The organism is Paenibacillus azoreducens (assembly GCF_021654775.1).
Classification (GTDB): domain Bacteria; phylum Bacillota; class Bacilli; order Paenibacillales; family Paenibacillaceae; genus Paenibacillus_AQ; species Paenibacillus_AQ azoreducens.
This window is the reverse complement of sequence record NZ_AP025343.1, coordinates 6,855,938-6,869,477: the sequence shown is the minus strand read 5'-3', so window position 1 is coordinate 6,869,477 and position 13,540 is coordinate 6,855,938. Positions and strand designations below refer to the sequence as shown.

At 51.3% G+C, this 13,540-nt stretch carries 11 protein-coding genes and 1 riboswitch; all 11 genes read left to right on the top strand.

Annotation, left to right across the window (positions count from 1 at the left end; translation table 11 throughout):
• Positions 1-930: 930 nt before the first annotated feature.
• The 11 genes from prfA (at position 931) to L6442_RS30780 (ending at position 13,109) form a co-directional block, all read left to right on the top strand.
• Positions 931-1,998, top strand: coding sequence for a peptide chain release factor 1 (gene prfA, locus L6442_RS30830; protein ID WP_194234004.1), 1,068 nt, complete (start codon positions 931-933; stop codon positions 1,996-1,998).
• Positions 1,999-2,023: 25 nt separating this feature from the next.
• Positions 2,024-2,941 (top strand): peptide chain release factor N(5)-glutamine methyltransferase, encoded by a 918-nt coding sequence (prmC, locus tag L6442_RS30825; protein WP_212980561.1) that lies wholly within the window; start codon positions 2,024-2,026, stop codon positions 2,939-2,941.
• Positions 2,942-3,031: 90 nt separating this feature from the next.
• The gene (locus L6442_RS30820) at positions 3,032-4,261 is read left to right on the top strand and encodes an FtsW/RodA/SpoVE family cell cycle protein (RefSeq protein ID WP_194234005.1); all 1,230 of its coding nucleotides are present in this window, start codon (positions 3,032-3,034) and stop codon (positions 4,259-4,261) included.
• Positions 4,262-4,355: 94 nt separating this feature from the next.
• A complete protein-coding gene (locus tag L6442_RS30815) occupies positions 4,356-5,546 on the top strand; it encodes an FtsW/RodA/SpoVE family cell cycle protein (RefSeq protein ID WP_194234006.1) in 1,191 nt (396 codons plus the stop codon).
• A gap of 180 nt (positions 5,547-5,726) precedes the next feature.
• The gene (gene spoIIR, locus L6442_RS30810; RefSeq protein WP_212980519.1) at positions 5,727-6,560 is read left to right on the top strand and encodes a stage II sporulation protein R; all 834 of its coding nucleotides are present in this window, start codon (positions 5,727-5,729) and stop codon (positions 6,558-6,560) included.
• A 1,397-nt stretch (positions 6,561-7,957) separates the two neighbouring features.
• Positions 7,958-9,025, top strand: coding sequence for an L-threonylcarbamoyladenylate synthase (locus L6442_RS30805; protein ID WP_373871847.1), 1,068 nt, complete (start codon positions 7,958-7,960; stop codon positions 9,023-9,025).
• A 161-nt stretch (positions 9,026-9,186) separates the two neighbouring features.
• Entirely contained in the window at positions 9,187-9,747 is a 561-nt protein-coding gene (locus L6442_RS30800; RefSeq protein ID WP_212980517.1) for a manganese efflux pump MntP, read from the top strand.
• A gap of 41 nt (positions 9,748-9,788) precedes the next feature.
• A complete protein-coding gene (locus L6442_RS30795; protein WP_212980516.1) occupies positions 9,789-10,367 on the top strand; it encodes a low molecular weight protein arginine phosphatase in 579 nt (192 codons plus the stop codon).
• A gap of 114 nt (positions 10,368-10,481) precedes the next feature.
• Positions 10,482-10,563, top strand: a riboswitch (ZMP/ZTP riboswitch).
• A 180-nt stretch (positions 10,564-10,743) separates the two neighbouring features.
• A complete protein-coding gene (gene rpiB, locus L6442_RS30790) occupies positions 10,744-11,199 on the top strand; it encodes a ribose 5-phosphate isomerase B (RefSeq protein ID WP_194234012.1) in 456 nt (151 codons plus the stop codon).
• Positions 11,200-11,212: 13 nt separating this feature from the next.
• Positions 11,213-11,821: a TIGR01440 family protein gene (locus L6442_RS30785; RefSeq protein ID WP_212980515.1), complete on the top strand. Its 609-nt coding sequence runs from the start codon at positions 11,213-11,215 to the stop codon at positions 11,819-11,821.
• Positions 11,822-11,858: 37 nt separating this feature from the next.
• The gene (locus L6442_RS30780; RefSeq protein ID WP_272880301.1) at positions 11,859-13,109 is read left to right on the top strand and encodes a serine hydroxymethyltransferase; all 1,251 of its coding nucleotides are present in this window, start codon (positions 11,859-11,861) and stop codon (positions 13,107-13,109) included.
• Positions 13,110-13,540: the final 431 nt, after the last annotated feature.

The window sequence follows — 13,540 nt, the reverse complement described above, 5'->3', positions numbered from 1 at the left end:
GCATGGATATTCGCGCTTAATAAGCGTCTGAATAAGTGCGATACTCTATGATTTTCTTAAGTATGAATTTTGCAAAAAAAAAAAGCGACTTTCAAGAAACAATTTGATCATATCACTATTCTAACTTTAAGGGACACAGCGGCCGTTATAAAGATTAATTTCTAACATTATGATTTCTACGGACACCGTTTCGGCCATTATGATTTCTAACGGACACAGCGGACGTTATTGAGGGGATTTTCGACCATTATGATTTCTAACGGACACAGTTGCAGCTATTTCGTGAAAAACACCATTTTGGACGACAAATTGCAGCTATTAAGCGCTGTGGTGTCCGTTAGAATTTGAAAATGGCTGTTTTGGGCCAATTAGCGTCCATGGTGTCCGTTAGGTGCGGGTAAAATCTAATTGGAACTCTTGTTCACTGCTAAATGACCATAATGGGGGCAAGCACTTAGCCTCCAACAGACATAGCGGCCGCTATTGAGGGAATTTCACCATCATGGTTTCTAATGGGTACAGCGAATGCTATTGAGGTAATTACCCACTGTGATTCTCTAACAGACACAGCGGCCGGTATGAAGGTCAATTTCGAGCATTATGATTTATAACGGACACAGATGCAGTTATTTTTATAAAATCGGGGCCTTTATCTAAAAGCAATAATAAATATCCTGTGCCTGGATCATGAAGTCAATAAGGCGACTAAGAACATTTTCTCACCCAATTGATAACTGGTAAATATATATGTTTCATGGTATAATAAAAAGTCGTCTGTCCATGGTTTAATGAAAGGGATGAACGGCGTTTTCTTCATTCATTACTGAAAGCACTTAAAATAACCCCACAAAGTGACGTAATGGCCTCTGAAGCTTATTCCGATTACTTTGCGGGGTTCGATATAATAAAAAACAGGAGAGGTGAACCCCCTTGTTGGACCGATTGCAAGCCTTGGCAGACCGCTATGAAAAACTGAGCGAGCTGCTGTGTGATCCAGATGTTGTAAATGACAGCAAGCGACTTCGGGAATATTCCAAAGAACAATCAGATTTACAGCCCGCCTATGAGGCTTACAATGAATATAAAACTGTAACGGAAGAGCTGGAAGCAGCCAAAATCATGCAGGGCGAAAAACTGGATGACGAAATGCGCGAAATGGTGAAAATGGAAATCGAGGAGCTTTCCGCCCGCCGGGCGGAGCTGGAAGAGCGCATCCGCATTCTATTGCTTCCGAAAGATCCGAATGATGACAAAAACGTGATCGTGGAAATCCGCGGCGCGGCCGGCGGCGATGAAGCGGCGTTGTTTGCGTCCGATTTGTACCGCATGTACACCCGTTATGCCGACAGTCAAGGCTGGCGGGTCGAGCTGATGGATGCCAATACCAATGATCTCGGCGGCTTCAAGGAAGTGATCTTCATGATCAACGGACGCGGCGCTTACAGCAAGATGAAATACGAAAGCGGCGCGCATCGCGTACAGCGTATTCCGACGACGGAATCAGGCGGACGGATCCATACGTCGACTTCCACGGTAGCTGTTATGCCGGAGGTTGAGGATATCGATATCGAAATTCTAGACAAGGATATCCGCGTGGATACCTTCTGTTCCAGCGGCGCGGGCGGACAATCCGTCAACACGACCAAATCCGCCGTGCGGGTTACGCATATTCCGACGGGAATCGTTGCAACCTGTCAGGACGGCAAATCGCAAAACTCGAACAAAGAAAAGGCGCTGCAGGTGCTGCGCGCCCGTATCTTCGATATGAAACGCCAGGAAGAAGAAGCGAAATATGCCGGCGAGCGCAAAAGCAAAGTCGGTACGGGAGACCGAAGCGAGCGGATCCGCACCTATAATTTCCCGCAAAGCCGGGTAACGGATCACCGCATCGGCCTGACGCTGCATAAACTCGATCAAGTGATGAACGGTGAAATCGAGGAAATCATCTCCGCGCTGAATATTGCCGAGCAGGCGGAATTGATGGAAAAAGGGGAATAATGCTTTGCAAGAAACCACATTCGTGATGACGCCAAAGCTAACGATACGGGAAGCCTATGTAGAGGCTTCCTCTTTTTTAAGCGCGTGCGGCGTGACGGAGCCGCAGCGCAGCGCCCAGCTGCTGCTTGAGCATGTGCTGCAGCTTGAAGGGGCTGCCTATTACATGGCACTGCCCGAGCAATTTCCCGCCGAACGGCGTGAGGCATGGGAGCGGGCGGTTTCGCGCCGCGGCGCCGGGGAGCCGGCGCAATACATTATCGGGATGCAGGAATTCTACGGCATCCCGTTTGAGGTAACGCCGGCCGTGCTGATTCCGCGGCCGGAAACGGAGCTGCTCGTGGAGGCCGTGCTGACGCAGGCCAAACGGCTGTGGCCGCAGGGCGCCGCGCCAAGCGGCGGCGCCACCTGCGATGACGGCGCCGAGCGTCCGCTCGCGTGCGCCGACATCGGCACAGGCAGCGGCGCCATCGCGGTCACGCTGGCGCTGCAGGCCCCGCGCTGGCATGTCCGCGCCAGCGACATCTCGGCTGGCGCGCTGCAAGTGGCCGCGCGCAACGCCGCCGCAAACGGCGCCCAGGTTGCCTTCCGCGAAGGCAACCTGCTCGAGCCGTTTGCGGGCGAGCGGTTGGACATCGTGGTGTCCAACCCGCCGTACATCCCTGCGGCCGACATTGCCGGCCTGCAGCGGGAGGTGCGCGACCATGAGCCGCGCACAGCACTGGATGGCGGTACAGACGGCCTCGCGCCGTACCGCATCATGATGGAGCAGCTGGCGCTGCTCCAGGCCCCGCCCCGGCTCATCGCCTTTGAGCTCGGGCAGGGGCAGGCGCAGGATGTGGCAGCACTCCTGCGCGCGGCGGGCCATTGGGACGAGATTGTCATCGTCCCGGACCTGGCTGGCATCGAGCGCCATGTACTTGGCATCTCTAACGTAACGCGGTAATTTTCCTTTGCTTCCGGTTTAAATTACAATAGAGGTATTCAAGGTCGGGGTTGATCGCTTTGAATCCCGAAATCAATTGGAGGACGGGGCATGCTGCAGAAATTCAAACGAATGGATATGTCGATCATATTGGTCTTGCTGGCGCTAATGGCCATCAGTCTGTTTTCCATTTACAGCGTGACTGTAGGCAGGGAAAAAATCGGGCATTATGCGCAGCGTATGGCTATTTATTATGTTGTCGGTTTTGTCGCGTTTTTGGGTTTCTCCTTGGTCAGCTATAAGCTGCTGATCAAGTATGCATTGTACATCTATCTTTTTGGTCTTGCGCTGCTGGTACTGGTCTTGTTCGTCGGCAATGAGTATTACGGGGCAAGAGGATGGATGACGCTTCCGGGCGGATTGAGTTTGCAGCCTGCGGAGCTGTTTAAACTGTTCCTCATTATTTTCATTTCTGCTATGCTGCTGCGAAAGAGGCGCAGCAAGCTGCTCTTTTGGCGCGACGTCGTGCCGCTGGGCATCGTGACGTTTGTGCCGTGGCTGCTCGTAATGGCGCAAAACGACCTGGGCAATGCGCTCAGTTACATGGTCATTCTGGCAGGGCTGCTTTGGATCGGCAACATCAAGTACACCCAAGCCTTTATTGCTCTGGCCATCGCCTTTGCCGCTATATTCAGCGGTATTCAGGCATATATCCATTATCATGACAAGGCGGTCGAGTTTATCGGCGAGAAACTCGGCAAAAAACACTGGATCGCTCGTTTTGATCCATGGCTTGTGCCCGACCTTGCTTCCCGCGACGTCAGCTGGCAGACTTATAACGCGCTGCTGGCCATCGGCTCAGGCGGTATTGAAGGCAAGGGGTACATGAAAGGGACGACGATTCAGTCCGAACGGGTTCCGCTGGCTTATGCCGATTCCATATTCGTGCAAATTGCGGAGGAGTACGGATTTATCGGCTCTTCGGTGCTGCTCTTGCTTTATTTCATTCTTATTCACCGGATGATCCTGATTGCGGCTGACTGCCGCGACAGGGCGGGACCCTATCTGATTACGGGGATTATTTCCATGTTCGTCTATCAGATTTTCATCAATATCGGCGCCTTTATCGGGCTGATGCCGCTGACAGGCATCACGCTTCCTTTCATCAGTTATGGGGGAACCTCGCTGCTCATCAATATGATGAGCGTCGGCATCGTGATGAGCATCCGGATCCACGGCCAGGAAGAAGAGGAGGCGTTTCCGCTTCCCGGGCAGCCTGTTCAAGGAAGTTGGTTTGGAAAAACCTTGCAGCGCATTCGTAAAGGATTTATCAGGAATTGAATATGGTACTGCTATTCCTATACAATAGACAGGTGAGTTTAATAGGCATCAAGGCAAGATAGGGCGTAGAGGCCCTGCTACAGGGGGATAGCACATGCTTCAGAAGCTGAAAAAAGTGGATTATGTCATCGTGTTCATACTTTTTATTTTTATGGGCATCAGTATTATGGCAATATACAGCGTGACGATGGGAACCAAGTTCGAAGGCTCCCACATCAAAATGCTATATTTCTATATATTGGCCTTTGTGATCTTTTTTGGGCTCATTCTATTGGATTATAAATGGCTCATCAAATACGCGCTGTATATCTATTTGTTCGGGATTGCGCTGCTGATCGCGGTCAATTTCTTCGGATCGGACGTCAACGGGGCCCAAGGCTGGTTTCAGATCGGGAGCTTCAGTCTTCAGCCTGCCGAGCTGTTTAAGCTCATACTGATCATTTTCTTGACGTACTTGTTGATGAAAAGGCCCAAGGCCAAGCTATCCTTATGGAGGGATGTGCTGCCGATCGGCGGGTTGACGTTTATTCCCTTTGCGCTTGTTATGATCCAGAATGACCTCGGGAATGCGCTCAGTTATGTATTGATCCTGCTTGGTTTATTGTGGGTTGGCAATATTAAGTTCCTGCATGCTTTTCTTGCCTTAATCATATTGGGGGCCGTTGCCGTAGGCGGCATTTTCTCGTATATCCATTTTCACGATAATATCGAGAACTTTATGAAAAGCATCGGCCGGGAGCACTGGACCGAACGGCTCGACCCTTGGCTGGTTCCGGACAAAGCGACGCCAAAGGCCTCGTACCATACGAAAAACGCCAAACTGGCGATCGCCTCCGGCGGCATGATGGGCGAAGGTTACATGAAGGGCTCATCGGTGCAATCGGGCCGCGTTCCATATACGTATTCCGACTCCATTTTTGTGGAAATTGCCGAGGAATTCGGTTTTGTCGGCGCATCTGTCGTGCTGCTGCTGTATTTCATTTTGATCCACCGCATGATCTTGATCTGTCTGGAGTGCCGAGACCGAGCCGGGCCTTTGCTTATTGTCGGGATCGTGTCGATGATGCTCTATCAGATTTTTGAAAATATCGGCGCCTTTATCGGGCTGATGCCGCTGACCGGGATTACGCTGCCTTTTATCAGCTACGGCGGCACCTCGCTTATTATCAATGTGGCAAGCATTGGGGTCGCCTTGAGCGTGCGCGTTCACGGCCATGAAGTTAGCGATGATATTATCGTGCCGACGGCATCCAAGATGACATCAGCCAAGACCAAAGAGGCTTAAGCCTGATTTTTTGAAAATATGAACAGGGACCGTTCGCCGGATCTTTTAACGAGATGCTGGAGGAACGGTCCGTTTCGTTGATTATGCTAGTTTCATAGAAACCGCAAGGTTTAAACTCTATCAGATCCGGACATACTGGTCAGTATCATAGAAGGATTCGATAGAGGGGGCTGAAACGGCATGTTTCAAGATCAGCAAAAGCAAGACCGTCTCCGGTCTTTGGTAAAGAATACCGCCATTATTTTTTGTATAATGTTTATGTTGGCAATGACCTGGGAAGCTCAAAAAACGGACGCGGCTGTAGCCGGGGGACCGATTCCGCAGGATTCCATCCGTCTTCGCATTTTGGCGAATTCCGATAATCCCGATGATCAGCTTGTCAAGCGCCAAATCCGGGATAGGGTAGTCGATCAGATGAACAGCTGGGTTCAGGACCTGGAAAATCCGCAAAGTCTGGATGATGCGCGCGAGACGATTCGCCGCCATCTTCCGGAATTAAATGATTTGGTAGGAAAAGAACTCGAGAAGAAGGGCATCGGTTACGATTATCAGGTGGAGCTGGGGGTTGTTCCGTTCCCGACGAAATTATACGGCGGCACCTTGTATCCGGCAGGAAACTATGAAGCGCTGCGGATTACGCTTGGCGCAGGTAAGGGCCAAAACTGGTGGTGTGTGCTGTTCCCGCCGCTTTGCTTTATCGATGCAGGCAGCGGCGATGCTGTGGCAGAGCCTGCAGCGGCCAAGGCAGAGACAGGTAAGGGGAAGGGCGATGCAGAGGCAGGCAAGGCAACGAGGAAGAACGTTCAGGCTAAAAACACCCCAAAAAGTGAAGCTCATGCTTCGCGGTTGATTTCGGGGCCCCAGGAACAAACGGCATACAGCCCGGCAAAAGCGAAAGGTCAGACGCCAGGGGCTGAAGGATTGACGCCGGCCAAGGCTTCCGAACCGGAAGTGCGGTTTTTCCTTTGGGATCTGTTTGAGGGGATCATCGGTTGGTTTAAATCCCTGTTTTAGGGGGAGTGAGCGGAGTTGTGAAAGAGATCAGGATTTTGGCGGAATTGCTTGCGATAGATAGAAAACTAGAACTGTGTATAAATTGTTAGTTAAATTGTTGATTATGTAAATGCAATGTTTGAATAAAATCTTGAAGAAATTAATGGACCGGCGTCTACAATAAGTTGAACAAAATAAAAGGATAAGAAATAGGCAAGAGGGAGAAAGATCTAGGGAGAAGCGAGTCGTTCGGCTAAAAGCTTTTTCACAGGAAAGCTAGCATCGTAGGAGTATGCTTTGTGAGCGGATTTCGACCATGAATGAGTTTAAATCAATGAAATCTGGGAGCAACAGCGATCGAAAGAACATTTCAACCGGCTGCCCTTATCCGTGCAAAATCATTGGTTTAACTTATATAGTTTAAAATGGGTCAATTTGGAAATATGGCGGTTGGAAACAAGGCGGTTGGAAACAAGGCGGCTGGAAATAAAGTAGGTTGGAAATACATTAGTTGAAAAATCGGGTGATTGGAAATACAGCGGCTGGTTAAATCTATCGCTAGAAAGCCAGTATTTGAAAATAAAGCAGACTAACATCCGCTAATTGCGGAATAGTAGTTGTCCGAAGTTAAGAGGCTTTAAAACAGGTAATTGCGGAATAGTAGTAGTTCGAAGTTAAGTGGCTTTAAAGCAGGTAATTGCGGAATAGTAGTAGTTCGAAGTTAAGTGGCTTTAAAGCAGGTAATTGCGAAATAGTAGTTGTCCGAAGTTAAGTGGCTTTAAAATCCGGTAATTGCGAAATAGTAGTTGTCCGAAGTTAAGTGGCTTTAAAATCCGGTAGTTGCGAAATAGTAGTAGTTCGAAGTTAAGTGGCTTTAAAGCAGGTAATTGCGAAATAGCGGCTGTTAAGTGGATGTGAAAACCGGCAGGACAAAATCAAGTAACTTAAAAACTTGCAAAACTGCATCTTTTTCCCGGAATTTTCCTGCTCTAAATGAAAAGCATGCAAAAGTGCAAGTATTTCCGGTTTTGCAAGCCGAATTGGCAGAATACCTGATGAAAAGATGCACTTTTGCAGGAATTTATTCAAATTTCAATAAAAAAACTCGAAATAGTTGCATAAACGCAGGAATTTTTGTTATTGCGAGTTGCTGCTGTTCAAAGCGTATAAAAACATATGTAAAGCAGCTTTTCGAACGGTTTACGAACACGCTGAGGCACAGCCAGAACGCGGTATATTGCTGCATGCTGGCTTTTCTCATTCTTGATAATGACATCTCAGGTTATCGTGTGTTTGAAGAAGGTTCTTCGAATATGCGGATCATTAATCGATAGAAAGACGGGATAGAAATGGCGCTTACACACAATGAAAACGGGACGGACCGGCCATCCACTCCATACTGGCGGATCGATCCGGAGATGATGGCCGATCCGGGCAAATTGAGAGAAGGGCTGAAGGAAGCTGCGGATGCGCTTCGCGGCGGCGGTGTGATCGCGTTTCCGACCGAAACCGTCTACGGCCTCGGCGCGGACGCGCGTTTGACATCGGCGGTTGAAGCGGTATTTGCAGCCAAAGGGAGACCGTCGGATAATCCGCTTATTGTACATATATCCGAGGTTTCCCAACTGGATGGGCTGGTTAAGCAGGTAAATCCTGCAGCTCGAAAGCTAATGGATGCTTTCTGGCCTGGTCCGCTGACGGTTGTGCTGCCGGTTAAGCCGGGCGTACTGTCACATCGCGTAACGGCAGGGCTTGATACCGTAGGCATCCGCATGCCGGACCATCCGGTGGCGCTTGCCTTGATCGAGGCATCCGGCTGCCCGGTAGCGGCTCCGAGCGCGAACCGTTCCGGGCGTCCAAGCCCCACGCTCGCCAGCCATGTGCTGGAGGATCTGGCCGGTTCCATTGACGGTATCGTCGATGGCGGCGCGACGGGCGTTGGCCTGGAATCGACAGTCGTCCAGGTGTTGGATGATGGGAGCGTTACCGTATTGCGCCCCGGCGGGGTGACGTTGGAGCAGTTGGCGCAGGTTGCCGGAGCCCCCGTAAAAATGGACCCTGCGCTGATGGCGGAAGCTGGGAGCGGGGATATTCCGGCTCCCCGGGCGCCAGGGATGAAATATACCCATTATGCGCCGCAAGGCACGCTGAGCATCGTTGCCGGGGAATCAGCCGCTGAGGTATCCGATTGGATCAGCCGCAGTTTGCAGGAAGCAGAGGCACGCGGGGAACGGACGGGTGTGCTCGCATTTGACGAGCATATCAGCCGCTATCATGCCGATTGCGTCGAAACCCTCGGCAGCCTGTCCGATTTGGGCACGGCCGCGCACCGGCTGTATGCTGCCCTGCGGCGCATGGATGAGGAGCATATCGATTTTATTTTGGCTGAGGCTTGCCCGGAGGACGGCCTTGGGGCAGCGATTATGAACCGGCTCCGCAAAGCCGCGGGTCAAACCGTGATTCGTCTCGAAAGTCAGGCGCGTTAACTTTACCTGATGTGCAAGTCCATGCTTGTCTTCTCACCGTTCGGTGGTAACGGCACGCCATGCATGCCGCACATCCAAAGCTTGACCGCATGTACAAGTCATGTTTGTCCTCTTGTCCGCATATGTTTGTACAAGAACCTAACGGACTTGGGGGCGTTCAAATGCTTGAGACATCTGCCGATTTGGGGCAGCTGATTGCGATTTTGATTATGGCCGCTGCTTTGGGAATGGACGCATTTTCTCTGGGCATCGGGATCGGCATGAAGGGAATCCGTTTGCTGCATGTGCTGAAGATCAGTCTGCTGATTGGAATTTTCCATATCGTTATGCCGCTTTTAGGCATGTTTACCGGTCATTATGTCAGCTCCCTGCTGGGACAGGTGACAACGTACGCCGCGGGAGGGCTGTTGATCCTGCTCGGGATTCATATGGTATGGAATTCGTTTAAAGGCGGGGAAATCCGCATGATCGACCACCGTTCGCTGCCGGGGATGATTTTATTTGCCTTAAGCGTGAGCGTGGATTCTTTTTCCGTTGGGGTTTCCTTAGGCATGTTCCGGAGCAATTTGGTTCTGACCGTGCTTGCTTTTGGTTTCTTTGGTGGACTCATGTCGGTGCTTGGGCTTTTGCTTGGGCGGAGGGCCGGCCGCAATTTGGGCGATTACGGGGAGGCGCTGGGAGGTGCGATCCTGCTGGCATTTGGCCTCGCATTTATCTTCTGATACAATAAACGCCAAAGAATAATCCGGGAGGTGCGTAAAGCGTGAAGCATATTTTGTTTGTGTGTACAGGGAACACGTGCCGCAGCCCGATGGCGGAAGCTCTTCTCCGCAAAATGGCGAAGGAACGCGGGCTCGGGGTGGAGGCGCGTTCAGCCGGTGTTGCCGCCATGGACGGGATGCCGATGTCCCGGCATGCGGAAGCGGTTTTGCGGGATCATCATATCGATGAATGTTTGACATCCAAAGCTTTAAGCCAGGAAGCGGTGCGTTGGTCCGATTTGATTCTCACGCTGACTCAGGGGCATAAGCAGCATGTGATCCGGAGTTTTCCGGAGGCAGCGGGCAAAGTGTTTACGCTGAAGGAATATGCCGAGAACGATCCGGGTGTGCTGAATGATCTCAAGGAGCTGGACGGCCTGTATGCGACCTGGGAGGTTAAGCGGTCCCTTGGACAGGATTTGAGCGATGAGGAACGGGAAAGTCTGATTGAAATTCAGCAGCGTATCCCGAGCTTTGATATATCGGACCCCTTCGGCGGCACCCGCGAGGATTACGATATGGCGGCGGCGGAAATCCGCACGGCCATTGAACGTTTGTTGGATAAATGGAATGAAGAGTAACTTTTTCTTTGCTTACCCGCCGGTGAAAGCAGGAAGTTGAAAAATGAAGCGTTCTTTCGCCTCGCAGCCGTTGCATTTCGGCAGCGAATGCTTTATGATGATTGTGAAAAACTTCGGTTCCGGTGTAACTGGCGACAAATGTGGATCAACCACGATGGAGCATCGGAATATACGGCCGGTCGCCTGGGCAAAAGAGCAATTCTGCGGATATCCGCGGACTGCTCTTTTTTGTATTTTGAGCGGGTCTCCGCCAAGCATGCGGGAAGGATTCAGAAAGATTCTTCTTGCCGGGGGATTTTCGTCTTGTGACTTCAAAATAGGGTATAATGGTATGAGAAATCACAAAAGCACGAAATTCAGGGAGGTTTTTCAAAAGATGAAGATTGCTGTCGGAACAGACCACGCGGGAGTACGTTTAAAAGAAGACATCATCGCCGTCATTCAGGAAATGGGACATGAGGTTGTGGATGTGGGATGCAGCTGCGCTGATTCCGTGGATTATCCCGACTACGCCCTGCCTGTATGCGAGCAGGTTGTCACGGGTGAAGCTGATCGCGGCATTCTGATTTGCGGTACCGGCATCGGCATGAGCATCGCCGCCAACAAAGTACCAGGCATCCGCTGCGCGCTTGTTCATGATACATTTTCGGCGAAAGCAACCAGAGAGCATAACGACTCGAATGTGTTGGCGATGGGCGAACGGGTCATCGGGCCTGGCCTTGCCCGGGAGATAACACAAATTTGGATCGGTACGCCATTTAGCGAAGGCGAGCGGCATATCGGACGCGTCAACAAGATCAAGGCGATCGAAAGCCGCTATCTGCAGCAATAAGGAGGTATTCGCCATGGAAAATTCTGAACAACGCATTGCATCGGGAGTGTCAATCAGGGAGCAGGCATCAAGCGTTTTACGTGAGTTAGCCAAGCATGCGGGGCTCGGGCCGGGCAAGGTTGTCGTTGTCGGAACCAGTACCAGCGAGGTGGCCGGGCATCGGATCGGCACCTCGGGTGCGATTGAAGTGGCAAATGAGCTGCTGGCAGGAATCCGCGAGGTTCAGGACGAATTTGGTTTTGAGGTAGCCTATCAGTGCTGCGAACACTTGAACCGCGCATTGGTGATGGAACGGTCCTTGCTGAACAGACTGCGTCTGACCGAAGTGGCGGCCGTGCCGATTCCCAAAGCCGGGGGTTCCATGGCCAGCGGCGCTTACCGTGCCATGAAGGAACCTTGCCTCGCCGAAACGATCGAAGCGGATGCGGGGATCGATATCGGGGAGACGCTGATCGGCATGCATTTGCGGCGTGTGGCCGTTCCTTACCGGACGCAGGTACGTTATATTGGAAAGGCACGCGTCAATGCTGCTTTTACCCGGCCGAAGCTGATCGGCGGAGAGCGGGCGGTCTATACGCTGGATGTGCAGCCGAAAGAGGGCGATGCTCATCTTTGCGATTAATCGTACAAGAACAGATAACCTAAGGGAGGAACAAGGAATGATGGATCAATTGCGTAAGAAAGACCCGGCTGTATTGGATGCCATGGATTTGGAGCTGAAACGCCAGCGGAACAATATCGAACTGATCGCTTCGGAGAATATCGTCAGCGAAGCGGTTATGGAAGCAATGGGCTCTGTCCTCACGAATAAATATGCGGAAGGTTATCCTGGCAAACGTTACTACGGCGGCTGCGAACGCGTCGATATCGTAGAAACGATCGCCCGCGACCGGGCTAAGGAGCTGTTTGGAGCAGAGCATGCCAACGTTCAGCCGCATTCCGGCGCACAAGCGAACATGGCTGTATATCTTGCGGCCATTAAACCCGGCGATACAGTGCTGGGCATGAATCTTGCCCATGGCGGCCATCTGACTCACGGCAGCCCTGTCAACGCTTCCGGCCTTTTGTACAATTTCGTGGCCTATGGCGTGCAGGAAGACAGCTTCCTGATCGATTACGATGAAGTCCGCAAAGCGGCTTTCAAACATCGTCCGCGCATGATCGTAGCCGGCGCCAGTGCGTATCCGCGCATCATTGATTTCGAAGCCTTAGCTTCCATCGCGAATGATGTGGGGGCGCTGTTTATGGTCGATATGGCTCATATTGCGGGTCTGGTTGCCGCAGGCCTTCATCCAAGCCCTGTGCCGCATGCCCATTTCGTCACGACCACAACGCATAAAACATTGCGCGGTCCGCGCGGCGGCTTGATTCTGTGCAAACAACCGTGGGCGCAAGCGATCGACAAGGCGGTATTCCCGGGCACCCAAGGCGGACCGCTCATGCATGTGATTGCATCGAAAGCCGTGGCGCTTGGCGAAGCCCTTGATCCTTCCTTCAAGACCTATGCCGGAAATATCGTGAAAAACGCCAAAGTACTGGCTGAAACGCTTGTTAGCGAAGGACTGAACCTGGTTTCCGGCGGAACGGACAACCACTTGATGCTGGTGGATACCCGCAGCGTCAACATCACGGGTAAAGACGCCGAGAAGGTTCTCGATTCCATCGGCATTACGGTTAATAAAAATGCGATTCCATTTGATCCGACCAGCCCGTTCGTAACCAGCGGAATCCGGATCGGTACGCCGGCCGTAACCTCGCGTGGCATGGATGAAGCCGCGATGGTGAAGATTGGCAAGATCATCGCCATGACGCTGAAACAGCCTAAAGACGACACTGTGCTTTCAAAGGCTGCCGCGATGGTGAAGGAATTGACGGATCAATATCCGCTGTACCCGGAACTGAACTATTAAGGCGCGATCAAAAAAGAATAGAGCATTCGATTAGTCTGATAGCGTAATGACGGGCATTTTCCATGCAATTCTGATTCACTTTTTTTGATATGCCTAATTGATCCTGTTCTTTATATAGGAAAGAGGAGCTGTCTCTAAGGTCGGTTGGCCGGGGGCAGCTCTTTTGGTTAGATTATAGAATCTATAAGTTTTAAGCGGAGCTTCAGCATTCTAAAATCGCATGAAAAGCTTCCGCTAAAAGCGGTCTGTCTTTTTAGAAATATAATCGATAGACGTTTTTCTTTTCTTCGGTTTTTAGGTCAACAAGTAAGTGCGCAGGGCTGGATGCGATTTGCTCAAACGGCAGGTATTCTCCAACGGTTTATGGGCCTGAAAAGGTTTAGATATCTCCGGATTATGGCGAAAATAAAACATATTGGGCCAAGGTGCAA